The sequence below is a fragment of the Candidatus Methylopumilus planktonicus genome (assembly GCF_000981505.1).
Classification (GTDB): Bacteria; Pseudomonadota; Gammaproteobacteria; order Burkholderiales; family Methylophilaceae; genus Methylopumilus; species Methylopumilus planktonicus.
The window spans coordinates 561,502-587,865 of record NZ_LN827929.1 but is presented as its reverse complement, the minus strand read 5'-3'; the positions used below and the strand labels follow the sequence as shown (position 1 = coordinate 587,865).

General features: G+C 37.0%; 25 protein-coding genes. 16 read left to right on the top strand and 9 right to left on the bottom strand.

The window, feature by feature from the left end:
- The first annotated feature begins 20 nt into the window (after positions 1 to 20).
- The 9 genes from aat to pyrF all read left to right on the top strand — a co-directional run bounded on the left by aat (position 21) and on the right by pyrF (position 8,352).
- Positions 21 to 707 (top strand): leucyl/phenylalanyl-tRNA--protein transferase, encoded by a 687-nt coding sequence (gene aat, locus BN1208_RS03290; protein ID WP_046487857.1) that lies wholly within the window; start codon positions 21 to 23, stop codon positions 705 to 707.
- On the top strand, positions 704 to 1,465 hold the full coding sequence (locus tag BN1208_RS03285; RefSeq protein ID WP_046487856.1) for an arginyltransferase: 762 nt from the start codon (positions 704 to 706) through the stop codon (positions 1,463 to 1,465). The genes aat and BN1208_RS03285 overlap by 4 nt, the downstream gene beginning before the upstream one ends.
- A gap of 14 nt (positions 1,466 to 1,479) precedes the next feature.
- The gene (locus BN1208_RS03280; RefSeq protein ID WP_046487854.1) at positions 1,480 to 2,334 is read left to right on the top strand and encodes a prephenate dehydrogenase; all 855 of its coding nucleotides are present in this window, start codon (positions 1,480 to 1,482) and stop codon (positions 2,332 to 2,334) included.
- Between the two features lie 9 nt (positions 2,335 to 2,343).
- Positions 2,344 to 3,630, top strand: a complete 1,287-nt coding sequence (gene aroA, locus BN1208_RS03275; protein WP_046487852.1) for a 3-phosphoshikimate 1-carboxyvinyltransferase — start codon at positions 2,344 to 2,346, stop codon at positions 3,628 to 3,630.
- Positions 3,631 to 4,302: a (d)CMP kinase gene (gene cmk, locus BN1208_RS03270; RefSeq protein WP_046487850.1), complete on the top strand. Its 672-nt coding sequence runs from the start codon at positions 3,631 to 3,633 to the stop codon at positions 4,300 to 4,302.
- A gap of 87 nt (positions 4,303 to 4,389) precedes the next feature.
- Positions 4,390 to 6,105, top strand: coding sequence for a 30S ribosomal protein S1 (rpsA, locus tag BN1208_RS03265; RefSeq protein WP_046487848.1), 1,716 nt, complete (start codon positions 4,390 to 4,392; stop codon positions 6,103 to 6,105).
- Positions 6,106 to 6,113: 8 nt separating this feature from the next.
- The gene (locus BN1208_RS03260) at positions 6,114 to 6,392 is read left to right on the top strand and encodes an integration host factor subunit beta (protein ID WP_046487847.1); all 279 of its coding nucleotides are present in this window, start codon (positions 6,114 to 6,116) and stop codon (positions 6,390 to 6,392) included.
- An 86-nt stretch (positions 6,393 to 6,478) separates the two neighbouring features.
- Positions 6,479 to 7,651, top strand: a complete 1,173-nt coding sequence (gene lapB, locus BN1208_RS03255) for a lipopolysaccharide assembly protein LapB (protein ID WP_173424745.1) — start codon at positions 6,479 to 6,481, stop codon at positions 7,649 to 7,651.
- Entirely contained in the window at positions 7,651 to 8,352 is a 702-nt protein-coding gene (pyrF, locus tag BN1208_RS03250) for an orotidine-5'-phosphate decarboxylase (RefSeq protein WP_046487843.1), read from the top strand. The genes lapB and pyrF overlap by 1 nt, the downstream gene beginning before the upstream one ends.
- Here the strand turns inward: pyrF and metG are convergent, their stop codons facing one another.
- The gene (gene metG / locus BN1208_RS03245) at positions 8,353 to 10,386 is read right to left on the bottom strand and encodes a methionine--tRNA ligase (protein ID WP_046487842.1); all 2,034 of its coding nucleotides are present in this window, start codon (positions 10,384 to 10,386) and stop codon (positions 8,353 to 8,355) included.
- Positions 10,387 to 10,469: 83 nt separating this feature from the next.
- On the opposite strand from metG, the gene apbC reads away from it, so the two are divergent.
- Positions 10,470 to 11,558 (top strand): iron-sulfur cluster carrier protein ApbC, encoded by a 1,089-nt coding sequence (gene apbC / locus BN1208_RS03240; RefSeq protein ID WP_046487841.1) that lies wholly within the window; start codon positions 10,470 to 10,472, stop codon positions 11,556 to 11,558.
- Here apbC and pgl read toward each other — a convergent pair.
- Positions 11,555 to 12,232, bottom strand: a complete 678-nt coding sequence (gene pgl, locus BN1208_RS03235; RefSeq protein WP_046487840.1) for a 6-phosphogluconolactonase — start codon at positions 12,230 to 12,232, stop codon at positions 11,555 to 11,557. The two genes, apbC and pgl, sit on opposite strands and share 4 nt — an antisense overlap.
- A gap of 153 nt (positions 12,233 to 12,385) precedes the next feature.
- Between pgl and gnd the strand changes: the two genes are divergently transcribed.
- The 4 genes from gnd to BN1208_RS03215 all read left to right on the top strand — a co-directional run bounded on the left by gnd (position 12,386) and on the right by BN1208_RS03215 (position 17,694).
- Entirely contained in the window at positions 12,386 to 13,294 is a 909-nt protein-coding gene (gnd, locus tag BN1208_RS03230; protein WP_046487838.1) for a phosphogluconate dehydrogenase (NAD(+)-dependent, decarboxylating), read from the top strand.
- Between the two features lie 24 nt (positions 13,295 to 13,318).
- Positions 13,319 to 14,794: a glucose-6-phosphate dehydrogenase gene (gene zwf, locus BN1208_RS03225; protein WP_046487836.1), complete on the top strand. Its 1,476-nt coding sequence runs from the start codon at positions 13,319 to 13,321 to the stop codon at positions 14,792 to 14,794.
- A gap of 83 nt (positions 14,795 to 14,877) precedes the next feature.
- Positions 14,878 to 15,444: a dCTP deaminase gene (gene dcd / locus BN1208_RS03220; RefSeq protein WP_046487834.1), complete on the top strand. Its 567-nt coding sequence runs from the start codon at positions 14,878 to 14,880 to the stop codon at positions 15,442 to 15,444.
- Between the two features lie 9 nt (positions 15,445 to 15,453).
- A complete protein-coding gene (locus BN1208_RS03215; RefSeq protein WP_046487832.1) occupies positions 15,454 to 17,694 on the top strand; it encodes an arginine/lysine/ornithine decarboxylase in 2,241 nt (746 codons plus the stop codon).
- Here BN1208_RS03215 and BN1208_RS03210 read toward each other — a convergent pair.
- Genes BN1208_RS03210 through BN1208_RS03190 form a run of 5 tightly spaced genes read right to left on the bottom strand, consistent with a single transcriptional unit; the run spans position 17,687 to position 22,942 of the window.
- Complete coding sequence (locus BN1208_RS03210) at positions 17,687 to 18,175, bottom strand: dihydrofolate reductase (protein WP_046487830.1); 489 nt, start codon at positions 18,173 to 18,175, stop codon at positions 17,687 to 17,689. The two genes, BN1208_RS03215 and BN1208_RS03210, sit on opposite strands and share 8 nt — an antisense overlap.
- Complete coding sequence (locus BN1208_RS03205) at positions 18,175 to 18,969, bottom strand: thymidylate synthase (protein WP_046487829.1); 795 nt, start codon at positions 18,967 to 18,969, stop codon at positions 18,175 to 18,177. The genes BN1208_RS03210 and BN1208_RS03205 overlap by 1 nt, the downstream gene beginning before the upstream one ends.
- Before the next feature lie 4 nt (positions 18,970 to 18,973).
- Positions 18,974 to 20,398, bottom strand: coding sequence for a threonine synthase (gene thrC, locus BN1208_RS03200; protein WP_046487828.1), 1,425 nt, complete (start codon positions 20,396 to 20,398; stop codon positions 18,974 to 18,976).
- A gap of 8 nt (positions 20,399 to 20,406) precedes the next feature.
- Positions 20,407 to 21,702 (bottom strand): homoserine dehydrogenase, encoded by a 1,296-nt coding sequence (locus tag BN1208_RS03195; RefSeq protein ID WP_046487826.1) that lies wholly within the window; start codon positions 21,700 to 21,702, stop codon positions 20,407 to 20,409.
- Positions 21,703 to 21,715: 13 nt separating this feature from the next.
- Positions 21,716 to 22,942: a pyridoxal phosphate-dependent aminotransferase gene (locus BN1208_RS03190; protein WP_046487825.1), complete on the bottom strand. Its 1,227-nt coding sequence runs from the start codon at positions 22,940 to 22,942 to the stop codon at positions 21,716 to 21,718.
- A 106-nt stretch (positions 22,943 to 23,048) separates the two neighbouring features.
- Between BN1208_RS03190 and BN1208_RS03185 the strand changes: the two genes are divergently transcribed.
- A complete protein-coding gene (locus BN1208_RS03185) occupies positions 23,049 to 23,417 on the top strand; it encodes an Mth938-like domain-containing protein (protein WP_046487823.1) in 369 nt (122 codons plus the stop codon).
- On the opposite strand, the gene fabB is transcribed toward BN1208_RS03185, so the two are convergent.
- Both fabB and fabA read right to left on the bottom strand, forming a co-directional pair.
- Entirely contained in the window at positions 23,414 to 24,646 is a 1,233-nt protein-coding gene (gene fabB, locus BN1208_RS03180; protein ID WP_046487822.1) for a beta-ketoacyl-ACP synthase I, read from the bottom strand. The two genes, BN1208_RS03185 and fabB, sit on opposite strands and share 4 nt — an antisense overlap.
- Positions 24,647 to 24,670: 24 nt before the next feature.
- Entirely contained in the window at positions 24,671 to 25,186 is a 516-nt protein-coding gene (gene fabA / locus BN1208_RS03175; protein ID WP_046487821.1) for a 3-hydroxyacyl-[acyl-carrier-protein] dehydratase FabA, read from the bottom strand.
- A gap of 159 nt (positions 25,187 to 25,345) precedes the next feature.
- Between fabA and BN1208_RS03170 the strand changes: the two genes are divergently transcribed.
- Positions 25,346 to 26,362, top strand: coding sequence for an AAA family ATPase (locus BN1208_RS03170; RefSeq protein ID WP_046487819.1), 1,017 nt, complete (start codon positions 25,346 to 25,348; stop codon positions 26,360 to 26,362).
- The last annotated feature ends 2 nt before the right edge of the window (positions 26,363 to 26,364 follow it).

Here is a 26,364-nt window from a genome sequence, read left to right as displayed (position 1 = left end):
AGCATTCCTCACAAGAACATATGGATCAATGGATAAAAACTAATTTTGGTTCCATCGCTTTTCTTAGTAATCATGACCCCTTTCCGAAGACTGATCAAGCCCTTATTGAGCCGAATGGTCTTATTGCAATATCCAAAACACTTGAAGCTAAAAAAATTATTGAAGCTTATAAACAAGGTATCTTTCCTTGGTTTAATAAACACGAACCTATTTTATGGTGGTCACCTGATCCAAGATTAATATTATTTCCTGAAGATCTTAAAATTTCATCATCTTTATATAAGAAAATTAATAAAAATAATTATCAATTTTTAATAGACAAGGATTTTTCATCTGTCATTAAATTTTGTAGTGAAATAAAAAGAAAAGGCCAGGATGGTACATGGATTGACGATCGTATTATTAATGCATACTCAGAATTACATCGGCTGAAAGTTGCCCATTCTTTTGAGATCTATTTTAATGAAAATCTTGTCGGCGGCCTTTATGGAATAGTTCTAGATGGGGTTTTCTTTGGTGAATCCATGTTTCATTATGAAAGAGACGCCTCTAAAATGGCTTTTGTTCTTGCCATTCAGTATCTAAAAAATATAGGTATTAAGATGGTAGACTGTCAGATGAAAACGAATCATCTTTTAAGTTTAGGTGCTAAAGAGATTTCTCGTGACCGTTTTATTCAATTACTTAATACTTACATTAAAACATGAGCCTTCCTGACGAATTATCGAGTCATAAGATTCAATTCTATGTCACTACGAGTTATGCCTGTGGTTATATAGAAGGTCGTGCATCCCAATCATTAGTTGCGACACCTCATCACCTCATAAGCCAAAAACACTTCGATGATCTTATAAAGAAGGGTTTTCGAAGAAGTGGTAAATTCACATACAAACCTTATTGTGAACTTTGTCATGCATGCATTCCTATTCGCATCAATGTTAAGAATTTTATGCGCTCAAAAAACTTCAAGAGAGTTATCAAAAACCATCAGCATCTTCAAGCTTCCCTGCTACCACTTTCTTTTCATGAAGATCATTTCAGGCTTTATTTGGAATATCAAAAAAATAGACATGAAAAAGTGAGCGCAAATGATGAAGACGTAAATCAGTACAGTGAATTTTTATTACAAAGTAATATTGATAGTCGATTAATTCAATTTCAAGATCAAGGCGATTTAAAAATTGTTAGTTTTGTCGATATAGTTAAAAACGGTATCTCTGCGGTTTATACATTTTTTGATACGAGCGACAAATCTGTCAGTTATGGTACTTATTCCATACTGTGGCTCATCAATTGGTGTATTGAAAAAAAACTAGATTATGTTTATTTGGGCTACTGGATTCAAGAGAGCAAAAAGATGAATTACAAAACTCACTTTAAGCCTTTTGAGCTTTTCATAAATAACGAATGGCGATCATTTAATAGTGAACATGATACAATTCAATTGTTAAACAATATCAAATAAATCAACTATATACAGTGAATAAAATTCTTATTTTTGGTGTAGGTCTTATTGGCGGATCTATTGCACTCTCCACAAAAAAATCAGGTATCGCTTCTGATATTGTAGGCGTCGGAAGAAACCAAGATAACCTTAATGATGCAATTAAACTTAAACTTATTGATCGCACGAGCCAAGAATTAAATAAAGATATTGCAGAAGCTCATATTATTATTATTGCGACACCTGTTGCTCAATTTTCCTCAATACTCAAAACGATTCAGCCACATTTATCTTCACATACGATTATCACCGATGTTGGAAGCACCAAAACAAGTGTAATTGAATCGGCAAAAGAAATTTTAGGTAGTCAATACTCACAATTTATTGGCAGTCACCCTATTGCTGGATCCGAAAAACATGGAGCAACTGCAGCCCATATTGATTTATTTAAAGGTAAAAATGTCATTTTAACGCCGGATCAAGACACATCTCCTCGAGCAAAAGAAGTGATTGAATTGCTCTGGAAAAATGCAGGCGCTATAGTTTCAAATATGTCCCATGGCGATCATGACAAAATATTTTCAACGATTAGTCATCTTCCTCATCTGTTAGCTTTTTCACTCGTGGATATGATTACCCAAAGAACAAATGCAAATGAACTTTTAAAATTCGCCGCAAGTGGATTTAAGGATTTTACAAGAATTGCAGCGAGCTCTCCTGAAATGTGGAAAGACATTACACTCGCAAATAGAGAATTTATTCTTGAAGATATTAAGCACTTTGAAAATCAAATTAAATTACTTAAGGAAGCTATTGAGCAAGAAGATGCAAAAAAGATTTTAGCTTTATTCGAAAACGCAAGTAAAACTCGAAGTGAATGGTCACGATAATTTAAGCGCATGGCAAATCAAAAGAAATTAAAAGCTGTTCAATCTGTTTCTGGCAAAGTCACCCTCCCTGGATCTAAAAGTATCACCAATCGCATTCTTCTTTTGTCTGCAATGGCAGATGGTATAACAACTATGATCGGTCCACTTGTATCAAATGACACACGTCATATGATTGAAGCATTAGTAAAACTTCAAGTTGATCTTAAGCAAAAAGATAACGGTGACATTCTTATTCATGGCACACGGGGTAGTTTTAAAAATAAATCAGCTGAAATTTTTCTAGGTAATGCGGGTACTGCATTTAGACCTTTAACTGCAGCTTTGTCTTTTTCTAATGGCCAATACACACTAAGCGGTTCGCCCCGAATGCATGAGCGCCCCATTAAAGATCTTGTCGACGCACTCTTGCAATTAAATGTAGATATAAAATATCTTAATCAAGACGGCTACCCTCCATTAAATATTTCTCCATCTGAAATTGTTATTCAAGGTCCTATAAAAATTAGGGGTGATATTTCAAGTCAATTCTTAACAGCTCTTCTAATGGCGATTCCACTTACAAAAAAAGAAGTGGTTATTGAAATCGTGGGTGATTTAATTTCAAAACCTTATATTGATATTACGCTTAATCTGATGGCGCGATTTGGTATACATGTTAAAAAAATAGGCTGGGAAAATTTTATTATTCCGGGTTCAAGTAAGTATGTGAGTCCAGGTGAAATATTTGTTGAAGGTGACGCATCATCAGCTTCTTATTTTTTAGCTGCGGGAGCGCTTGCAGGCGATATCGAAGTTAAAGGTATTGGAAAAAATAGCATTCAAGGTGATGTAAAATTTGCTGAAGCTTTAGAGCTTATGGGCGCTGATATTAATATTCTTGAAGGATCAATTCAGGTTTCAAAAATCGAAACACTTCAAGCAATCAGCCTTGATTGTAATCACATTCCAGATGCTGCGATGACACTTGCAGTATTAGCCCTATTTGCAAAAGGCGCTACTAAACTTTTTAATATTGGAAGCTGGCGCGTTAAAGAAACTGATCGCATTAAAGCTATGGCGACTGAACTTAGAAAATTAGGTGCGGCTGTGATTGAGGGTGAAGATTTTATTGAAATCACACCCCCTCTTAGGATTAAAGAGCATGTTGAGATTGATACTTATGACGACCATCGAATGGCTATGTGTTTTTCACTGGTAAGCCTCAAAAATATCCCAATCACAATAAACGACCCAGCGTGTGTCAACAAAACATTTCCAACTTACTTTGAGGTTTTGGAAAGTATAGTAAAGACATAAATGACATCTCACATTCCTATTATCGCGATTGACGGTCCTTCTGCTTCTGGAAAAGGAACAGTGGCTAAACTTATTGCAGAAAAACTAAATTTTCACTATCTAGATTCAGGGTCAATCTACCGAACGATTGCTTATGCAGGTCGTTTACAAAACATACCCCTCAATAATGAAACTTTACTTCTTAAAGTTCTTGAAAATGCAAACTTAAGCTTTAAAAATGATCAAATTTTACTCAATGGTAAAGATGTATCTGAAGCTATACGTACTGAGGAATCAGGCCACGGAGCCTCAGAAGTTGCGGTTCACAGAGGTCTGAGAGAAGCAATCCTTGGATTTCAAAGAAGCTTTGAAAAACACCCTGGATTGGTAGCCGAGGGAAGAGATATGACTTCGGTCGTTTTCCCGCATGCTGGTATCAAAATATTCTTAACTGCAAGCGCACAAATTAGGGCTGAAAGAAGATATAAACAGTTGATCTCAAAAGGAAACCCTGCTAATATGACTTCGGTTTTAAGTGAAATTATTTTAAGAGATGAGCGTGATTTACAAAGAGAAATCTCTCCCCTCTTAAAAACAAAAGACGCTATAGAAATAGACACAGACACATTAAGCATATCTGATGCCGTTGATAACATCACCCATCTCTTCAGTTTAAAGTCTCAAACGTCTTAAACAACAATTTAGGTGTAATAGATTTCAAAGATCTATTGCTAACTTTAACATCCCTATCGCTAGGTAGGACTTTATAGGTAACATTTAATGGCAACGACAGCAAAAAACATAGAATCAAATTCCACAGAAAGTTTCGCAGCTCTATTTGAAGAAAGCATAGCGCTTCAAGAAATGCGCTCGGGCGAAGTAATTACAGCAGAAGTTATATCTATTGATAATGACTTTGTGATTGTAAACGCAGGGCTTAAATCAGAAAGCGTTATCAAAGCAGAAGAATTCCTTAATGACCAAGGCGAACTTGACGTTAAAGTGGGTGACTTTGTTAAAGTTGCAATTGAAAAATTAGAAGATGGTTTCGGCTCAACAATCCTTTCAAGAGATAAAGCGAAGAAAATGCAAGCATGGCTTGATCTTGAAGATGCAATGAACGAAGGCACAGTTGTCAGAGGTTTTGTAAGTAGTCGTGTCAAAGGTGGCTTGAGAGTTTCTGTAAATGGAATCACAGCATTCCTTCCAGGCTCACTCGTTGATGTAAGACCAGTTAAAGACACAACACCATTCGAAAATAAAGAATGGGATCTTAAAGTTATTAAAATTGATAAGAAAAGAAACAACGTGGTTGTTTCAAGAAAAGCAGTGATGGAACAATCTTCAGGTGCGGACAGAGATGCTGTTATTGGCACACTTACTGAAGGTGCTACTGTAAAAGGCATTATTAAAAATATTACTGATTACGGTGCATTCGTTGACTTAGGCGGCATTGATGGCTTACTTCATATTACTGACTTAGCATGGAGACGCGTAAAGCATCCGTCTGAAATTTTAAATATTGGTGATGAAGTTGAAGCTAAAGTACTTAAATTTGATCAAGAAAAAAATCGTGTTTCATTAGGCTTAAAACAACTCGATGATGATCCATGGAAGGGCTTATCTAGAAGATATCCTGTAAGTACACGTCTGTTCGGTAAAGTATCTAACCTAACTGATTACGGTGCATTCGTTGAAATTGAAGCAGGTATTGAAGGTTTAGTTCACGTTTCAGAAATGGACTGGACTAATAAAAATATTCACCCAGGAAAAATTGCGCAGCTCGGCGATGAAATTGAAGTGATGATTCTTGAAATTGATGAAGACAGAAGAAGACTTTCATTGGGCATGAAGCAATGTAAATCAAACCCATGGGCAGAGTTCTCTGAAACACATAAAAAAGGTGAAAAAGTTAGCGGGCCGATTAAATCAATCACCGACTTCGGTATCTTTATTGGTCTTGATGGCGGCATAGATGGCCTTATCCACATGTCTGACATCTCATGGGATAAAAAAGGTGAAGAAGCTATTAGAAACTTTAAAAAGGGTGACGAACTCGAAGCGCTTATCGTGGCAATCGATGTTGAAAAAGAAAGAATTTCTCTTGGACTTAAACAATTATCAGGTGATAACTTTACAGGCTTCACAAAAGCTAATGACAAAGGTAGTTTTGTTAAAGGAACAGTCAAGTCTGCAGATGCTTCAGGTATCGTAGTAACTTTAGCTGATCAAGTTGAAGGCACAGTTGATATTAGTGAAGTAAGCGAAGATAAAGTTGAAGACGCTTCATCTGTTGTTAAAGCAGGCGACGAAATTGAAGTTAAAATTCTTAATGTCGACGCAAAAGCAAAAACAATGCAACTTTCATTCAAATCTAAAAATGTAGCTAAACCAAAAGCAGCTAAGAAAAAAGTAGAGGTTGAAGAAAGTTCTGATAATGCGGGCACAACCAATCTTGGCGCCTTATTAAAAGCAAAATTAGATAGTAAAAAATAATTAACCTTATGACTAAGTCTAAATTAATCAACTTACTTGCTAGCCGTTTCTCTCAGTTAGTCTTTAAAGACGCTGAGTTATCCGTCAAAACAATTCTTGATGCTATGGGCGAAACGCTCTCTAAAGGTAAAAGAATTGAAATTAGAGGATTTGGTAGTTTCAGTTTAAATTACCGACCACCTCGTTTAGGCAGAAATCCTAAAACAGGTTCAAAAGTGGAAGTACCAGAAAAATATGTTCCACACTTTAAAGCAGGTAAAGAACTTAGAGATCGCGTTGATAAATAAGACTAAACATCATTTAAAAGCATATCTTCTTACCAAGGTATGCTTTTTTTTGATCTATCAATTAATAGATATACAATAAATCAATTATGATTCAATTCGAATATTGGTGGCTCCTTGTTATCCCCTTCTTCTTTGCATTAGGATGGGTAGCCGCTCGCATTGATATTAAACAGCTCATGAAAGAATCTACGAGCCTTCCTGCGACCTACTTTAAAGGTCTTAACTACTTAATTACTAACCAATACGAAAAAGCAGTGGATGCTTTTATGGATGCAGTTCGTATTAACAATGAATCACTTGAGCTGCACTTTGCTTTAGGCAGCATCTTAAGACGTATAGGCCATATAGATCGAGCTATTAATATGCACTTAGATTTATTAGAAAATCGCGATCTTAATCCAGCCCAAGAAGAATCCGTCAAAGCAGAATTAGCGCAAGATTATCTTAAAGCTGGCTTATTTGATCGCGCTGAAGAATTATTCTTAAAGTTAGAATCTGGCAAATATAAACAATATGCATCTAATGCGCTCTTGGAAATTTACGTGAAAGAACGTGAATGGCAAAATGCAATCAAGATGGCAACAAAATTAGAAAAAGAATCAGGCGTATCATTTAGATTACAAATTAGTCATTACCACTGCGAGATTGCACTTGATGGTATTTTAGATAAAGACAAGAAGTCAGCATTTAAATCACTGAATGACGCACTCAATGCTCATAAAAAGTGTGTTCGTGCAAATATCCTACTCGGAGATTTAGATGCAGAAGATGGTGAACATAATAAAGCGATCAATTACTGGAAAAAAATTGAGTTTCAAGATCCAGAGTCTCTAGGCCTTGTAGCATCTAAAATACTTAATTCATTTGAAAAGCTCAAAAAACCTGAAGAAGGTTTATCGCTTCTAAATCTTTATTTTGAAAATTACAAATTAAGATCATTACTTAATGTGATCTATGAAGCGACATTAAAATTAGAAGGCTCTGAAATGGCTGAAGAACTTGCACGAAAAGAGCTTATAAGAAAACCAAGTCTCCAAGCCTTGGATCAATTATTTCAAGCACGTGCTATGAATAGCAAGCAAAAGGAACAAGATATTCAGCTTATTCAACAAACTGTTCGAAATGCTATTGGTAATAGACGTTTATTTACATGCAGCGACTGTGGCTTTAAAGCCAAGCAACATCATTGGCAATGTCCTGCTTGTAACGCTTGGGAAGCACTTCCATCAGAACCTACTGAGATGAATGAAATTAGTTAATGGCAGCAGATCATAAAATTACTGTAGCACTCGATTATGCAAATCTTACAGATGCAAAATCATTAGTTTCGAAACTTAATCCAGAATATTGTAATCTTAAAGTCGGAAAAGAATTATTCACTGCAACCGGCCCTGCTCTCATCGAATATCTGCACAGTAAAAATTTCAAAGTATTTCTAGATCTTAAATTTCACGACATTCCTTCCACGGTGAAAAAAGCATGCGAGGCTGCAAGCTATTTAGGAGTATGGATGATCAATGTTCATGCTTCAGGAGGAAGTATGATGTTAGAGGCTGCTCTAGAAGGTGTAAATAAAGCCAAGCAATCACCTCTTCTTATTGCGGTCACTGTCTTAACAAGTATGGAACAAAAGACTTTAGAAGAAATTGGTGTATCTAGAAATTTAGAAGATCAGGTTTTGCGTCTTGCGAAGTTAACTGAAAAAAGTGGGCTTAATGGTGTTGTCTGCTCAGCTAAGGATTTATCATTTCTGAAAAATCACTTTAACTCATTATTTTTATTTGTAACGCCAGGTATAAGAATGACGGATGATGTCGCGAATGACCAGAGAAGAACTATGACACCTTATGAAGCCATTAAGGCTGGATCAAGTCACTTAGTGATTGGAAGGCCTATTACTCAATCAGAAAATCCATCAAAAACTTTAGAAAAGATTTACCTAGAAATTAACCAAAGTTAATTATTTAATACGCATACCAGGTTTAGCCCCTTGATCTGGATATAAAACAAACGGTCCTTCAGATTCATTGCTTGCGGCTAACACCATACCCTCGGATAAACCAAATTTCATTTGTCTCGGCTTTAAATTAGCAACCATAACAGTTAATTTTCCAACAAGCTGATCAGGATTATATTTCGATTTTATCCCAGCAAAAACCTGTCTTAATCGACCATCATTAATATCTAGAGTTAGCTTCAGAAGACTGTCTGCACCTTCAACGAAGGAGGCTTCTTTAATAAGTGCAACTCTTAAATCAATCTTCAAAAAGTCATCTATCAAAATAGTTGATTGATTGTCGTCTACCTTTTTCGGGGGTTCAGTATGTTTGTCTAGCGATTCTTTATTTGATTCAATCATCATGTCGATATCTTTCTTTTCAACTCTAGTTAATATATGTTGATACTCATTAACAGTAATATCTTTCTTATCAATATCTTTAAACGATGCGAATTCTTTTTCATTAAAGAATATTGCGATATCTTTCGTAAGCTTTGGAAGTATTGGTGTGAGATAAATAGAAAGTCTTCTAAAGGCCTCAAGACTTCGGCTACATATGACATGTAATTCTGAGCCAGGTTTATGTTGCGCTTCATCTTTTGCAAGCGTCCAAGGGGCTTTAGTATTCACGTACTCATTTGTAATATCTGCTACACGCATAATTTCACGAACCGCATGACCATACTCCCTTGCTTCAAAACACGTTTTAATTTCATTTTCTATATCCTTACATTTTTGCGAAACAGAAATATGCTCTTGGTCGGTTTTTGAATCATCAAGGAAAAGTTTACCTTCAAAATACTTATGAATAAATCCTGATGTTCGACTTGCGATATTAATAAACTTACCTACAAGATCACTGTTCACGCGAGATAAGAAATCATCCAAATTAAGATCAATATCTTCCATTGTGCTATTTAATTTAGCTGCATAATAATATCTAAGATAATCTGGATTTTTAATATGATCTAAATAACTTCGGGCGGTTATGAAAGTGCCACGTGATTTAGACATCTTTTCTGCATTTACTGTAAGAAAACCATGAGCAAAAATCTTAGTAGGTTTTCTGTAGCCTGAAAATTCAAGTGTTGCGGGCCAAAATAGAGCATGGAAATAAAGAATATCTTTTCCAATGAAATGATAGAGCTCTGTTTTTGAATCTGCATTCCAGAACTCGTCAAAATTTATTTTTTTATCTTCACAAAGTTTTTTAAAGCTCGCCATGTAACCAATTGGGGCATCGAGCCATACATAAAAATATTTACCAGGTGCATTTGGAATTTCAAAGCCAAAATAAGGTGCATCTCTTGAGATATCCCAATCGGCTAGCCCAGATTTAAACCACTCTTTCATTTTATTAGCGGCTTCTTGTTGAAGCGTTCCAGAAGATGTCCAGTCGGCTAAAAATGATTCACACTCTGAAAGCTTGAAGAAGTAATGCTCTGTTTCTTTTCTAAAAGGCACCGCACCTGACACAGAAGATGTTGGGTTAATTAATTCTGTAGGTGCATATGTTGCACCGCAAACTTCACATGAATCACCATATTGGTCTTTGGCATGACACTTTGGACACTCACCTTTAATAAACCGATCAGGTAAAAACATTTCTTTTGCAGGATCGTAAAATTGCTCAATCGTTTTCGTATAAATCTTGTTGTTCTGTTTAAGTTTTTTATAAACAATTTGAGAGAGCTCAAGATTTTCAGGGGAGTTTGTAGAATAAAAGTTATCAAAATTTACAAAGAAATCAGAAAAGTCTTTTGAATGCTCTATATGCACTTTTTTTATGAGCTCTTCTGGCGTAACTCCTTCTTTTTCAGCCCTAAGCATAATAGGTGTTCCATGCGTATCGTCAGCGCATACATAGTATGCTTCATGGCCTTGCATCTTTTGGAATCTCACCCAAATATCAGTTTGGATATATTCAACTAAATGGCCCAAATGAATGCTTCCATTCGCATAAGGCAAGGCTGATGTAATTAAGAGCTTTCGCATGAATTGAGAAACTTTATTGATTTAACTAAGTCCCTATTCTATCAAATGACGCCTTAACTAAGATAGGTTAAAATTACAGCCTCATGGCTTACACAGAAGAACAAATAAAAGATCTATTAAAGGACGTTGTTGATCCTAATACAAACGACAGCCTCGTTAATGATAAATCTATCAAGAGTATTTCAATTAAAAATAATGATGTTGATATCAAAGTCCTGCTTGGCTATCCTGCTAAAAGCCAACTAAAAGACATTAAAGATTTAATTGCCACTCAAATTCAAAAAGCACTACCTCAAATCAATTTAAATATTGAGGTTGATTTTAAGATTACCTCTCATGCAGCGCAAAAAGGTATCGCTCTTATTCCTGGCGTTAAAAATATTATTGCTGTCGCCTCAGGTAAAGGTGGTGTTGGAAAATCTACTACTGCTGTCAATCTTGCTCTAGCTTTATCAGCCGAAGGTGCTCGGGTTGGCATCTTAGATGCTGATATTTATGGCCCAAGTCAGCCACAAATGTTAGGGATATATACCAAACCAGAAAGTAAGGATGGCAAATCTATGGAGCCCGTCATGGCGCACAATATTCAAGCTATGTCGATTGGGTTTTTGGTTGATACAGAAACGCCTATGGTATGGCGTGGCCCTATGGTGACAAGCACACTTGAGCAGCTCTTAAAAGAAACAAGATGGGATAATCTTGATTACCTTGTAGTCGACCTGCCGCCAGGTACCGGTGATATTCAGCTTACCCTGTCTCAAAAAGTGCCTGTAACAGGTGCCATTATCGTCACAACACCGCAGGATATTGCCCTTCTTGATGCTAGACGCGGTTTAAAAATGTTTGAAAAAGTAAATATTCCAATTATTGGTATTGTAGAAAATATGGCCATGCACACTTGTTCAAAATGTGGCAATGAGGAACATATCTTTGGATCCGGTGGCGCCGAAAAAATGTGTAAAGATTATGGTGTATCTCTTTTAGGAAGCTTGCCTTTGGATATTAAAATTAGAGAACAGTCTGATAGTGGTAACCCAATGGTAGTGGCGGAGCCTGAAAGTAGTGCTGCAAAAACCTACAAGAAAATTGCTCGTTTAACAGCAATTAAGGTATCTAAACTCGCTCAGGATTACAGCAATAAGTTCCCAAATATTGTGATTCAAAAAACCTAGCTTACGTTAAAACAAAATACATCTACACCATCATTGCAAGTGACAGTACTTGCGGGTATTGCATCCCCTGCCTTCCATTGATTTATCGCCGTTTGTTTTTCTATTCCGCTTACTAAAAAAAGTACAGATTTAGATCGGCTTAAACGTGCAGGAGACATTGATATTCTTAATGGGGGTGGTTTAGGTGCATCAAAGACCGCTAAAGCATCTAAACTGTTATCCCAGCTATGCCCAGGAAATAAGCTTGCAGTATGGGCGTCTTCGCCAAGTCCTAAAAGAACCAAATCAAAATCACCTAGCTGGCTTAATGTTTTATTGTATAAATGAGCACCCTCAACCGGTCCCAGTTCAGCAGGAATCACGTGAATGTTTTGCGCAGGTATATCTACATGATTAAGCCATGCTTCAAACGCCATAGTGCTGTTTCGCTCTTGGTGATTTGGTTCTAGACAACGCTCATCGCCAAAGTAGATCTGCCATTTATGCCAGTCTGCGCTGATGTTTTTAAGCAGTGTATAGACGTTTTTAGGTGTTGAGCCTCCTGCCAATACAAGATGGAATTGACCTCGTACTTTAATTGAAGCCTCAGCAAGCCTTTCAACCCTATCCATAGCTGCCTGATCAAGGGAAACTTGGCTTTCAAATGATTGCCATTTAGTATTTTTTAAACTCATGAAAATCTTTCAAAATAATGAAGATTTTATATCGAAATCAATTCCTTGAAGGGGCTTGCGTTTGATATAATTTAACTTGTATCGCACTTTAAACTAATTTGCTTTAATCCAAAAGATTAAGTAATGACAAATCTTCCATAAAAAGGTAAAAAAATGAAATTAGCAATGATTGGTCTCGGAAAAATGGGTGGCAATATGGCTACTCGTCTCATTCAAAAAGGTATTTCTGTTGTAGGCTTTGACCGAAGTGCAGAAGTTGTAAAAACGCTAGAAGAAAAAGCAAAAATGATTGGTGCAACTTCAGTTGCTGATGCTTTAACAAAATTAGACGGTCAAAAAATCGTATGGCTTATGGTGCCAGCAGGTAACCCTACCGCAGAGCAAATCAATGAACTCATCCCCATGCTCAATAAAGGTGACATTATTATTGATGGTGGTAATTCAAATTACAAAGATTCTCAGCGTATCGGTAAATTCCTTGAAGAAAAAGGTATTGGCTTTATGGACTGTGGAACATCAGGAGGCGTTTGGGGTTTAGCAAATGGCTACTGCTTAATGGTGGGCGCAAAAGAAGAAGTTGCAGCAACCATGAAACCTATTCTCCAAGCATTGGCGCACGAAGATCGTGGCTGGGCTCATGTAGGTCCTGTAGGTTCGGGTCACTTCACTAAAATGATTCACAATGGTATCGAATACGGCATGATGGAATCATTCGCTGAAGGCCTTGAACTCCTTAAAGGGAAAAGTGAATTTAAACTTGATTTAGCGCAAATTACAGAATTATGGAAACATGGTTCAGTGGTAAGAAGCTGGTTGTTAGATTTAACCGCAGATGCCCTTAAAGAAGATCAAACACTTGATGAAGTTGCTCCTTATGTCGCTGACTCAGGTGAAGGCAGATGGACTGTTGTTGAATCCATCGAGCAAGGTATTCCAACACCTGTGCTGACGCTTGCATTACAAGTGAGATTCAGAAGCCAAGAAAAACAAGGTTATGGTTATAGATTGCTATCAGTTATGCGTAATGCATTTGGTGGTCATGTAGTAAAAAAAACTAAATAACTTTTATATCATCTCAAATTATCTATGACAAAAATTGATGACTGCACCCTAGTCCTCTTCGGTGCAAGCGGAAACCTTTCTAGAATAAAACTTATTCCAGGTCTTTTTAGGCTTGATTCTCTCGGTAGACTCCCTGAAAAAATAAAAATTCTCTCTGTTGGAAGATCTGATGTGAAAGAATCAGCATGGCGAGATGACATTAAGTCGATGCTTGATATTAAATTTAAAAAAAATTATGACGCAAAAGTTTTTGACCGTTTTATTGCTAGAAATTTTTATCACGCGAATCCTCCTGATGATGAAAATGCTTTTAAACGGCTTAGCGAAAGACTTTCTGATGCATCAACTTTCCCACAAAATTTAGCTTTCTTTTTATCCGTTAGACCATCTGACTTTGCGTCTATTGTTGATTTACTTGCAGGCGTTGGCTTAACGGATGAAAGCAAAGCCTGGCGTCGTGTTGTTATTGAAAAACCATTTGGCACTAACTTAGAAACAGCACAAGCACTTCAAAAATCAATCACAAAGCATTTAAAAGAAACACAAATTTATCGTATCGATCATTATCTTGGTAAATCTGCATTACAAAATATTCTGCTGACCCGCTTTGCAAATCATATTTTTGATCCACTTTGGACACACGAACACATTGATCATATCCAAATTACTAATAATGAAACGCTTGGTGTCGGCGAGAGAACTAAATTTTATGATGCGACAGGCGCCCTAAGAGATATGATTCAAAGTCATCTTATGCAAATGCTTGCATTAACCACAATGGAAATACCAGTAACATTAAGCCCTGAACATATACGTGCTGAAAAAATTAAGGTGCTTGAATCGATTACACCTATTCCACTTGATGAGCTTAGAAAACACACTTTTAAAGCACAGTATGGACGAGGAAAAGTCAATGGTGAGGAAGTAAAAGGCTACTTAGAAGAATTAGAAAATCCGGCAAGTGTGGTTGAAACTTATGCAGCACTGAAGTTCTACATCAACACACCTAGATGGAAGGGTGTACCTATCTTTGTCCGAACAGCAAAACGTCTTCACGCATCTGATACTGCTATAGCTATTAAATTTAAAAAATCACCCCTTTCGCTCCCTGATCAAGCAGATAACTGGCTCGTCATTAGCATTCAACCTAAAGAATTTACCCGCTTTGAAATCCAAACGAAAATTCCAGGACTCGATACTAAAGTAAGAACAGTCGCTATGGATGCTCCGAATAGAATTACAGGTGATGAAAGTGTTGATGCTTACGAGTCACTTCTCCTGAATCTCATGCAGGGTGATCAATCGTTATACTTGCATATTAACGAGGTCGAAGCGTCCTGGAGGCTCCTTGATCCTGTGATTAAAGCCTGGAATGAAGATAAGAGCCCGGTTTTTACCTACCCTGCTGGAAGTGCCGACCCTGCTGAATCCAAAATCATTTTTGACAAGCCTGAACAATTTTGGCGTCAGAGTATTGAAATCGGTGAAAATAAGCTCTAAAGTAATGAAAATTTAAATCATTAGAAATCCCGTAGCGTCAAGATTGTGCAAACGGGATTTTTCTTTTTTAAGACAAGAAAATTATGACGATAAAATCAGATAAATGGATAAGAAAGATGGCTGAAGAACACGGCATGATTGAGCCATTTGAGCCTAAGCTAATTCGCGAGAAAGATAATCACAAAATTGTGTCATATGGCGCATCCAGTTATGGATATGACATTCGTTGCGCTAATGAATTTAAAGTATTTACCAACATTAATAGCACTATAGTAGACCCAAAAAATTTCGATCCTAATTCATTTGTTGAATTTAACGGTGATTATTGCATCATTCCGCCTAACTCTTTCGCACTTGCAAGAACTGTTGAGTATTTCAGAATTCCAAGAAGTGTGCTCACTATATGTTTAGGTAAATCAACATATGCCCGATGCGGGATTATTGTGAACGTCACCCCCTTCGAGCCAGAATGGGAAGGTTATGTAACTTTAGAATTTAGTAATACAACTCCCCTTCCAGCAAAAATTTATGCAGGCGAAGGTTGCGCTCAGGTGTTATTCTTTGAGTCCGATGAAGTATGTGAAACATCCTACAAAGATCGTGGTGGAAAATACCAAGGCCAAGTAGGAGTAACATTACCTAAAATATAAAGGGTTAACATGAAATTTAACTTTCCCGTAGTCATCATTGATGAAGACTTTAAATCCGAAAATTCTTCTGGACTTGGTATTAGAGTTTTAGCAAAAGCGATCGAGAAAGAAAATTTTGAGGTACTAGGTGTTACAAGCTACGGTGACTTAACATCATTTGCTCAACAACAAAGTCGAGCTTCTGCGTTTATTCTATCGATTGATGATGAAGAATTTGTCGAAGAAAATCAAACCGCGCTTCAGCAATTAAAAAATTTCGTAGATGAAATAAGATATCGCAACGAAGAAATTCCAATATTTCTACACGGTGAAACTAGAACAAGCCGTCACATCCCAAATGAAATTTTAAGAGAGTTAAATGGCTTTATTCATATGCACGAGGATACGCCAGAATTCGTTGCGCGCTATATTGTCCGAGAAGCAAGAACATATCTAGATAGCCTAGCCCCACCATTTTTTAAAGCACTCACTCATTATGCAGGTGACGGATCTTATTCATGGCATTGCCCTGGCCACTCAGGTGGTGTAGCTTTTCTAAAATCACCTGTTGGTCAAATGTTTCACCAATTCTTCGGTGAAAATATGCTGCGAGCTGACGTATGCAATGCAGTTGACGAGTTAGGACAGTTACTCGACCATACAGGCCCTGTAGGTGCTTCCGAGAGAAATGCAGCGCGAATCTACAATTCTGATCATCTATACTTTGTTACAAACGGTACATCGACATCGAACAAGATGGTTTGGCATTCAACAGTTGCTCCTGGTGATATTGTAATCGTTGATCGTAATTGTCATAAGTCAGTACTGCATTCTATTATTATGACAGGCGCTATTCCAATCTTCTTAATGCCAACTCGAAATCACTTCGGTATTATTGGCCCTATTCCTAAAAAAGAATTTGAATGGAAAAATATTCAAGATAAAATTCAAAAAAATCCATTCATCACTAACAAAAAAGATAAGCCTCGTGTACTGACTATTACACAATCAACTTATGATGGCATTCTTTATAACGTTGAAGAGATTAAAGAAATGTTAGATGGAAAAATTGACACACTTCATTTCGATGAAGCTTGGTTGCCTCATGCGACATTTCACGATTTTTATGGTGATTATCATGCAATTGGTGCTGATCGTCCGCGCTGCAAAGATAGCTTAATCTTCTCAACACAATCGACACACAAACTTTTAGCAGGGTTAAGTCAGGCATCTCAAATTCTCGTCCAAGATGCAGAAAAAAATAAACTCGATCGTGAAGTCTTTAATGAATCATTTCTTATGCACAGCTCTACCAGTCCACAATATTCAATTATTGCAAGTTGCGATGTTGCAGCGGCAATGATGGAAGAACCTGGGGGCAAGGCTCTTGTTGAAGAGTCACTAATGGAAGCGCTAGACTTTAGACGCGCTATGCGAAAAGTAGATATTGAATGGGGATCTGACTGGTGGTTTAAAGTTTGGGGCCCTAACGATTTATCAGATGAAGGTCTCGAAGATAGAGATGCTTGGATGTTAAATGCTAATGATCATTGGCATGGTTTTGGTGATCTTGCTGATGGCTTCAATATGCTTGATCCTATTAAAGCAACTATTATTACTCCAGGACTTAATGTTGATGGAGAGTTTTCTTTAGAGTTTGGGATACCCGCATCTATTGTTACAAAGTATTTGGCAGAGCATGGAGTTATTGTTGAAAAAACTGGGCTCTACTCATTTTTTATTATGTTTACGATTGGTATCACTAAGGGTCGCTGGAATACACTTGTTGCTGCTCTTCAGCAATTCAAAGACGATTACGACAAGAATCAACCTTTATGGAAAGTGTTGCCTGAGTTTATTCAGAAACAACCAAGTTATGAGCGCATCGGTCTTAGAGATTTATGTACACAAATTCATGAAATTTACAAAAAACATAATATTGCAAGACTTACAACAGAAATGTATCTCTCGGATATGGTGCCCGCAATGAAGCCTGCAGATGCTTTTGCAAAAATGGCCCATAAAGAAATTGAACGTGTTGCGATTGATGATCTAGAGGGCAGAATTACAGCAGTGCTACTCACTCCTTATCCGCCTGGCATACCACTTTTAATTCCTGGCGAGCGTTTTAATAATATTATTGTAAATTATTTAAAGTTTGCGAGAGATTTTAATGAAAAATTTCCTGGATTCGAAACAGACAATCATGGATTAGTGAAACAAAAGATTGATGGCAAAGCGCACTACTTTGTAGACTGTGTTTCTATTTAGTATTTTTTTGGTAACCTACAAAAGAAAACTCAAGGCCATCTGCTGTCACATGATCTTCTCTTGAAAATTCAGTCCATTTTTCCTTATCAATCTCAGGAAAAAAAGTATCTCCTGTAAAGCTTTTCTTAATCTCAGTAACATACAGATGATCGACTAAGTCTAGCGCTTGTTTGTATATATTAGAACCGCCAATAACAAATACTTCGTTATCATTCTTTGAAATAGAAAAAGCATCCTCGATACTGTGAACAACCTCAACACCCTCATAAGTAGTTTCAGTATTTCGACTAATTACGATATTTCGTCTGTGAGGAAGAGGACGGCCAATAGACTCATATGTCTTTCGACCCATAATAATGGTATGGCCTGTTGTTAAAGATTTAAAATACTTTAGATCTTCAGTTAAATGCCATGGCAAGGTGTTATTGACACCAATGACATAGTTTGAACTCATAGCGACAATAATAGACAACTTAGACACTAGACTGCTACAGGCGCTTTAATCGCGGGATCAGGTTCATAATCTTCTAAAACAAAATCTTCGAATTTAAAATCAAAAATACTTTTAACTTCGGGATTAATTTTCATGCGAGGTAAAGTTTTAGGTGTTCTTGATAGTTGTTCATTCACTTGCTCCATATGATTAGAGTAAATATGTGCATCACCTAATGTGTGGATAAAATCACCAAGCTCTAATGAGCATACTTGCGCTACCATCATCGTAAGGAGCGCGTAAGAAGCTATATTAAAAGGGACGCCCAGAAATATATCTGCGCTTCTCTGATAAAGCTGACAAGATAACTTGCCATTCGAAACATAAAACTGAAAAAATGCATGGCAAGGGGGTAATTTCATTTTAGAAATTTCCGAAACGTTCCAAGCAGACACAATGAGTCTCCTTGAGTCAGGATTCTTTTTAATCGATTCAATGAGATCTGTAATTTGATCAATATGCTTTCCATCAGTTGAGGGCCAGCTTCTCCATTGGAAGCCATAGACAGGGCCTAAATTACCGTTTTCATCAGCCCATTCATCCCATATGCTCACACCATGATCTTTTAAGTACTTAATATTTGTGCTACCACTTAAAAACCATAAAAGCTCATGAATAATTGACTTTAAGTGGACTTTTTTAGTAGTGAGTAGAGGAAAGCCTTTTGATAAGTCATAACGCATTTGATAGCCAAAGACAGACATAGTCCCTGTGCCTGTTCGGTCATGTTTGACGTCACCATGATTTTTAACGTGATTCAGTAAATCTAAATATTGCTTCATGGTCTTAAACGTTTTGCCTAATGAATGTTTTAACCTGATCCACTTGATTATCAAAAATCTCAAACTTTTGCGGAAGATCCTCTAAATGCTTTAATGATTCTGGTCTTTCAGGTTTTTGACCTATCGCTTCTACAACAGAATCTTCAAATTTAGTGGGCAAAGCTGTCTCAAGAACAATCATTGGGACATTCTCGTCTGTATGCTCATAGGCCGCTTTAAATCCATCTGCCGTATGTGTATCGATAATAATTTTATATTGATTAAAGATTTCTTTAATATAGTGAATACGTTCTTTATGTGTACTTGAAGATGATGTAAAACCAAAAGCTTGGATTTTTTCAAAGACGCCTTCTTGATTTAAATCAAAATTACCACCTTGATCGATTGACTTCCATAATGCATTTAACTTTTTACTATCTCGTCCAATTAAATCAAAAATAAAACGTTCAAAATTCGATGCTTTGGATATGTCCATTGAGGGGCTTGATGTATGGAAGGTATTCTGTGAGTCTCGCGGCTTATACATACCTGTCTTAAAGAATTCATCTAAAACATTATTTTCGTTTGTAGCTACCACAAGTCTCTTAATAGGAAGCCCCATCATGCGGGCAATATGGCCTGCACAGATGTTACCAAAATTGCCTGTAGGCACTGTAAAACTGACTTCTTCATTATTCTTTGCAACAGCGAGATAACCTTTAAAGTAATAAACGATCTGCGCTAAAATTCTTCCCCAATTAATTGAATTCACCGCGCCAATTTTAAAATCTCTTTTAAAATTTAAGTCATTAGAAACGGCTTTTACAATATCTTGGCAATCATCAAAAACACCCTTGATACTTAAATTAAAAATATTATGGTCTTGAATACTAAACATTTGGGCTGCTTGAAAACGGCTCATTTTTTGGTAGGGTGACAACATAAAGACGTTGATACCTTTTTTGCCTCGCATTGCATACTCTGCAGCTGAACCTGTATCCCCTGATGTTGCCCCGAGAATATTAATTTCAGCATTTTCTTTTTTGAGCACATACTCAAAAAGATTACCGAGTAACTGCATTGCAATATCTTTAAATGCCAGTGTGGGTCCGTTTGAAAGCGAAAGAATATATAAGTTGTCTTTAACTTTTAAAATAGGCGTAATGTCTTCCGCTTTTTGCTGTGGCCTTGAAAATGCATATACTTCTTTTGTATATGTTTTATTGATAATCGCCTTTAAATCATCCTTCGGAATGTCATCTATAAATCTAGAAATAATGTGAAAAGCAAGCCCAGGATAGCTCATGCTTTGCATGCTGTTTAAATCTTGGGCTGAAAATTTTGGGTAAATCTCGGGAAGGTACAAGCCGCCATCAGGGGCAAGACCTCCTAACAAAATTTCTGAAAAAGAAAGTGGTTTCGATTGTCCACGCGTTGAAATGTATTTCATAAAAACCTTTATTTACTAAGCTCTTCTAATCTAATTTTAATAACATTCCCAATGGTGGCTGGCAAGGATTCAATAGAATGAATCACAACATTGATATCTTTCTCAACAGCTAAATGACTTAATATAACAATGTCAGCTTCAGATTCATATTCTTTCGGTTCTTTTTGAAGCATTGCATCAATTGAAATTTTCTTATCACCAAATAATTTTGTAATTTCAGCTAAAACACCTGGCTTATCTGAAACTCTAATTCTTAAATAGTAACCGCTGATCGCATCATCAATTTTATAGATGGGAATCTTATCAATCTTATTATCTTCAAAGCCATGAGGTGGCACATGAGATGATCTAGAAATATCAATAAGGTCAGCAACCACTGAGCTTGCTGTTGGAAGAGCTCCAGCACCAGCCCCATAATAAAGTGTTGGCCCTATCATATTACCTTTAACAACAACGGCATTCATTACGCCATTTACATTAGCAATTAAACGTTTTTCTGGAATTAAAGTTGGGTGCACTCTTAATTCAATACCTTTATCTCTTTTCTTAGCGATGCCTAATAATTTAATGCGATAACCCAATTCGTCAGCGTATTGAATATCTTTTTGCTCAAGCGTCGTTATACCTTCCACATAAACATCTTTAAAGCTCATGGGAATACCAAAAGACAATCCAGCAAGAATTGTTAATTTATGAGCAGCATCAATACCTTCAATATCAAAGGTAGGATCTGATTCAGCGAAACCTAAAGACTGTGCTTCAGATAAAGCCTCTGCAAATGTAATACCCTTTTCACGCATCTCGGTCAAAATAAAATTAGTAGTGCCATTAATAATACCCGCGACCCACTCGATTTTATTTCCAGCCAAACCTTCTCTAATTGATTTTAAAATAGGTATGCCCCCCGCCACTGAAGCTTCAAATGCTAAGGTGACATTATTCTTTTTGGCTAATTCGAATAGCTCATTGCCAAAATTTGCGAGCAATGCTTTATTTGCTGTTACGACATGTTTTTTATTTTCAATGGCTTTAATAATTAAATCTTTTGCAATGGTTGTTCCGCCAATAAGTTCAACAATGACGTCAATCTCTTTATCCGCCACTAACTTAAATGGGTCGTTGGTCACTTCGATAGAGCTTCCTACGATTTCTTTTGCGCGCGCAATATCCTTGTCTGCCACAGCAATAATTTTCATATCAGTTGCTGTCTTACGCTGTATTTCCGTAATGTTTGATTTTAAAAGCTCAAATACACCGCCACCTACTGTACCAATTCCTAATAAACCTATATTCATTCTTTTCATCGGCTATAGCTTTCTAGTGCGCAGTATTTTTTTTAAAGTTTTCAAGGTAATCTGCAATGCGATTGATTGACTCTTTAAGATCTTCTTCATTGGGTAAGAATACAATTCTTATATGGTCAGGATCTTTCCAATTAAATCCTGTACCCTGAACTAACAAGACTTTTTTATCGATCAATAATTTTAAAATAAATTCTTGGTCATCTTTAATTGGATATATTTTTGGATCTAATTTAGGAAAAAGATACATCGCAGCCTCTGGCTTAACGCATGTAACACCAGGTATCGAAACAAGCATATCGTAAGCAAGTTCTCTTTGCTTGAAGAGTCGTCCTGAGGGGGCGACAAGATCATCAATACTTTGGTATCCGCCCAAAGCAGTTTGAATTGCAAGCTGTCCAGGAACGTTTGCACATAAACGCATGGAAGCTAACATGTTAAGACCTTCAATATAATCCGCAGATTCTTTCTTATTTCCTGACACGACTAACCACCCTGCACGATAACCACACGCACGATAGTTTTTTGATAAGCCATTTAATGTTACAAAAAGAATATCATCGGCAAGAGATCCAATTGAAATATGTTTCTTCTTGTCGTAAATCACCTTGTCGTAAATCTCATCTGCAAAAACAACAAGTTTATGTTTCCTTGCAATTTGAATAACGCCCTCTAAAATTTCTTTTGGGTAAAGTGCGCCTGTTGGATTGTTCGGATTAATTACTAAAATCGCTTTTGTTTTACTTGTGATTTTACTTTCGATATCTTTAAGATCTGGGTACCAGTTTGAAGCTTCATCACATAAATAATGTCTAGGTTTTCCGCCCGCCAATGTAACAGCTGCATTCCATAGCGGGTAATCTGGCATGGGAATCAATACTTCATCATCGTTATCTAACAATGCCTGCATCGACATCACGATAAGCTCTGAAACACCATTACCAATAATCACATCATCAATATCCACATTTGGAATATTTTTTTCCTGTGTGTAATGCATGATAGATTTTCTTGGCTCAAAAAGCCCCTTGCTATCTGTATAGCCGGATGCTTTACCCATATTTCGAATCACATCTTGCACAATCTCTTCAGGCGCTTCAAATCCAAAGGCGGCTGGATTACCAATGTTAAGCTTGATAATGCGCTGCCCTTCTTCTTCCATTTTTTTAGCGTGCGCTAGAACAGGTCCGCGAATGTCATAACAGACGTTATTTAATTTCGATGATTTTTTAAGCTGAGCCAATTTAATTACCTATATTTGAATATATGATATCTTACCTTGTGAACGCGCATTCCGCCAACAAATGAGAGGGTTTTGGTTTAATTTATTTCTTTAAAAACACGATGTTATGAAATTTCATTTAATTCAATCTGATAATAAAAATCTCATTACGGGGTACGATTTAAACTGGGTGGAAGTCAATCAAACGCGCCATGAATCAAGTTTAATTATGACCTCTGATCGACTTTTTCCTGAATGGTCAGTCAAAACCATCAATGATATCAAAGAGAATAGTTTTGAAGCTATCGAATCTTTAGATATTGAAATTATTTTATTGGGTACTGGCAACACGCAACAACATCTTGAGCCAAGACTCTTGGAATATTTTTCAAAGAAAAATATAGCTATTGAATCTATGAGCAATCAATCGGCATGCAGAACCTACAATATTTTGGCAAACGAAGAACGTAAAGTATTGCTGGCGCTTATGCTTTAAAGGTTTTTTGTCGAAAATACAAGGGAAGCGTTTGTACCGCCGAAACCGAAGCTATTTGAAATAGCTGTTTTCACTTCAATATTATCAATACGCTTTGTCACAATAGGAAGGCCTTTAGCAAGAGGATCTAATTCTTCAATATTGACTGATGGCGCAATAAATTTATTTTCCATCATGATAAGACTATAGATCGCTTCATTGACTCCAGCTGCACCTAATGCATGACCAGATAAGGATTTGGTTGACGCGATATGTGGCATAGGGCCATATTTATCATCCCCAAATACAGCACGAATCGCTTCAAGTTCTTTGACATCACCCACAGGGGTACTTGTGCCATGTGTATTCATATAATCGACTTGGTCGATCCCTTGGAGTGCAAGAGCCATGCATCGTTCAGCACCTTCACCACTTGGTGCCACCATATCATACCCATCAGATGTCGCGCCGTAACCTACGACTTCTGCATAAATTTTTGCATGACGTGCTTTTGCATGCTCATACTCTTCTAGAACCAAAATACCGCCACCGCCTGAAATCACAAAACCATCTCGATTAACATCGTAAGTCCGTGAGGCTTTTTCTGGAGTCTCATTGTATTTACTTGAAAGAGCTCCCATACTATCGAACATGAATGAAAGTGTCCAATGCTCTTCTTCGGCGCCGCCTGCAAAAATAATATCTTGTTTACCTAGCTGAATTTGTTCTACACCCGCACCAATACAATGAGCGCTGGTTGAACATGCTGAAGTAATTGCATAGTTCACACCTTTAATTTTGGCACCCGTTGCAAGACATGCTGAAACGCCACTCGCCATCGCTTTTGTGACCATGTAAGGTCCTACACGTCGAATACCTTTTTCTCGTATGGTATCTATACCTTCTAAAACACTTTCATGTGAAGCGCCTCCTGCGCCCACAATCAAACCGGTACGTATATTTGAAACCATAGGTTCAGACAACGCTGAATCAGCAATCGCTTCTTGCATAGCGAGCCAAGCATAGGCATGACCTTTTGCCATGAAGCGAAATAATTTTCGATCAATTAATTCTTCAAGATTAAGATTTTTGATGGAGCCTGCAACATGTGAGCGTAATCCCATGGCAGCATAATCTGGCTGGAATGTAATGCCAGAGCGAGCATGATATAAGCTATCTTGAACTTCTTTTTTATTATTACCTAGGCTAGATACAATCCCTAATCCAGTAACAACAACACGACGAGTCATGCGTCGCCTCCCATTAAATAACGATCAAAAATTATCAGTACGCGTAAATAAACCGACACGCAAATCTTTGGCATGGTAAATCTCTCGGCCATCGACTGACATTTTAGCATCAGCAATACCCATAATGAGTTTACGCATAATTACTCTTTTTAAATCAATAGTATAGGTAATTTTTTTAGCTGTAGGTAATACTTGGCCCGTGAACTTAATTTCACCGCCACCCAGTGCACGGCCCCGACCTAAGCCACCCTTCCAGCCTAGATAAAAACCGACCAACTGCCACATAGCATCGAGTCCAAGGCAGCCAGGCATCACAGGATCACCCTCAAAATGGCAGCCAAAGAACCAAAGGTCTTTATTTACATCTAGTTCAGCAATAATCTGTCCATTACCATATTCGCCACCATCATCTGTGATAGCCACGATGCGATCAAACATAAGCATAGGGGGCAGCGGAAGTTGAGCATTTCCTGACCCAAACATCTCTCCTCGACCACAAGACAAAAGCTCTTCTTTTGTATAGCTATTTTTTTTAGACATTGAATTTATAAGCAGTTGATAATAAAAATTATGGAAAATATTCTTTGTAACGCACTTATTTTATCGTGTTTTTATCTATTTACCCTGACAAATTATTACGCTAATATGAAAAACATAGTAAAACACTCAACAAACAATTTCATATATTAGGGAATCCACATGAGCGACCAAAATCTGGCCGACTGGAGAAAACTTGCAGTCAAACTTGAAACAGAAGTTAATAAGGTCATTATAGGACAAGAGCGTCCTGTAAGGCTTATTACCACATCAATTTTTGCACGTGGTCACGTTCTTCTAGAAGGTGACGTGGGTGTTGGAAAAACAACATTACTTAAAGCTTTCACTCGCGCCATTGGTGGGGGTTATCAACGTATTGAAGGTACGATTGATCTCATGCCAAACGATCTTATTTATCATACCTATCTTGGTGAAGATGGAAAGCCACATGTAACCCCCGGCCCTATCTTAATGTCTGGTAGTGATTTATCTATTTTCTTCTTTAATGAAATTAACCGAGCAAGGCCGCAAGTTCATTCATTACTTTTAAGAATTATGGCTGAAAGAACACTCTCAGCATTTAATAAGGAACATTACTTTCCGCACATGATTGTGTTCGCAGACAGAAATCAAGTAGAACGTGAGGAAACTTTTGAAATTCCTTCTGCCGCTCGTGATCGATTTATGATGGAGATTCCAATACTCATCCCTAAAAATGATGACATGATGAAAAGTTTAACTTTTGAAACAAGGTTTCATGATGCTGACAATCTTGTAAGTGAAGTTAAACCTAATTTACTTAAATTTGATAAGTTGAAAGATATAGCCAAGACAATTCAAGAAACAATTACTGCAACAGATGCACTAAAAAATTATGCACTTAATCTATGGAAAGCAACAAAAAGTCCTGCTGATTATGGGATTAAGATATCTGATCTTAATATGAATCGATTAATGATATCGGGATCAAGCCCCAGAGGAATGATGATGATGATGAGAGCAGCTCGAGTTAACGCTTGGTTAAATGAACGGAGTTCTGTGACTCCAACAGATATTCATGCGGTATTCCACGAAACCATTGCACATCGACTCGTATTTAATCCTGTTTATGAAATGCGAAGAACTGTAATTGCTAGGGATTTAACCAATGGTATTTTGAACGTTATTAAAGCACCCTAAAC

Bases quoted from the DNA above. Each gene is read 5' to 3' on its own strand.
- zwf (WP_046487836.1), top strand. From the start codon at position 13,319: ATGACAAAAATTGATGACTGCACCCTAGTCCTCTTCGGTGCAAGCGGA.
- BN1208_RS03205 (WP_046487829.1), bottom strand. From the start codon at position 18,969: ATGAAGCAATATTTAGATTTACTGAATCACGTTAAAAATCATGGTGAC.
- cmk (WP_046487850.1), top strand. From the start codon at position 3,631: ATGACATCTCACATTCCTATTATCGCGATTGACGGTCCTTCTGCTTCT.
- fabA (WP_046487821.1), bottom strand. From the start codon at position 25,186: ATGTCTAAAAAAAATAGCTATACAAAAGAAGAGCTTTTGTCTTGTGGT.
- BN1208_RS03260 (WP_046487847.1), top strand. From the start codon at position 6,114: ATGACTAAGTCTAAATTAATCAACTTACTTGCTAGCCGTTTCTCTCAG.
- BN1208_RS03285 (WP_046487856.1), top strand. From the start codon at position 704: ATGAGCCTTCCTGACGAATTATCGAGTCATAAGATTCAATTCTATGTC.
- pyrF (WP_046487843.1), top strand. From the start codon at position 7,651: ATGGCAGCAGATCATAAAATTACTGTAGCACTCGATTATGCAAATCTT.
- BN1208_RS03195 (WP_046487826.1), bottom strand. From the start codon at position 21,702: ATGAAAAGAATGAATATAGGTTTATTAGGAATTGGTACAGTAGGTGGC.
- BN1208_RS03170 (WP_046487819.1), top strand. From the start codon at position 25,346: ATGAGCGACCAAAATCTGGCCGACTGGAGAAAACTTGCAGTCAAACTT.
- gnd (WP_046487838.1), top strand. From the start codon at position 12,386: ATGAAATTAGCAATGATTGGTCTCGGAAAAATGGGTGGCAATATGGCT.
- apbC (WP_046487841.1), top strand. From the start codon at position 10,470: ATGGCTTACACAGAAGAACAAATAAAAGATCTATTAAAGGACGTTGTT.
- thrC (WP_046487828.1), bottom strand. From the start codon at position 20,398: ATGAAATACATTTCAACGCGTGGACAATCGAAACCACTTTCTTTTTCA.
- dcd (WP_046487834.1), top strand. From the start codon at position 14,878: ATGACGATAAAATCAGATAAATGGATAAGAAAGATGGCTGAAGAACAC.
- rpsA (WP_046487848.1), top strand. From the start codon at position 4,390: ATGGCAACGACAGCAAAAAACATAGAATCAAATTCCACAGAAAGTTTC.
- fabB (WP_046487822.1), bottom strand. From the start codon at position 24,646: ATGACTCGTCGTGTTGTTGTTACTGGATTAGGGATTGTATCTAGCCTA.
- aat (WP_046487857.1), top strand. From the start codon at position 21: ATGGATCAATGGATAAAAACTAATTTTGGTTCCATCGCTTTTCTTAGT.
- BN1208_RS03185 (WP_046487823.1), top strand. From the start codon at position 23,049: ATGAAATTTCATTTAATTCAATCTGATAATAAAAATCTCATTACGGGG.
- BN1208_RS03215 (WP_046487832.1), top strand. From the start codon at position 15,454: ATGAAATTTAACTTTCCCGTAGTCATCATTGATGAAGACTTTAAATCC.
- lapB (WP_173424745.1), top strand. From the start codon at position 6,479: ATGATTCAATTCGAATATTGGTGGCTCCTTGTTATCCCCTTCTTCTTT.
- pgl (WP_046487840.1), bottom strand. From the start codon at position 12,232: ATGAGTTTAAAAAATACTAAATGGCAATCATTTGAAAGCCAAGTTTCC.
- aroA (WP_046487852.1), top strand. From the start codon at position 2,344: ATGGCAAATCAAAAGAAATTAAAAGCTGTTCAATCTGTTTCTGGCAAA.
- metG (WP_046487842.1), bottom strand. From the start codon at position 10,386: ATGCGAAAGCTCTTAATTACATCAGCCTTGCCTTATGCGAATGGAAGC.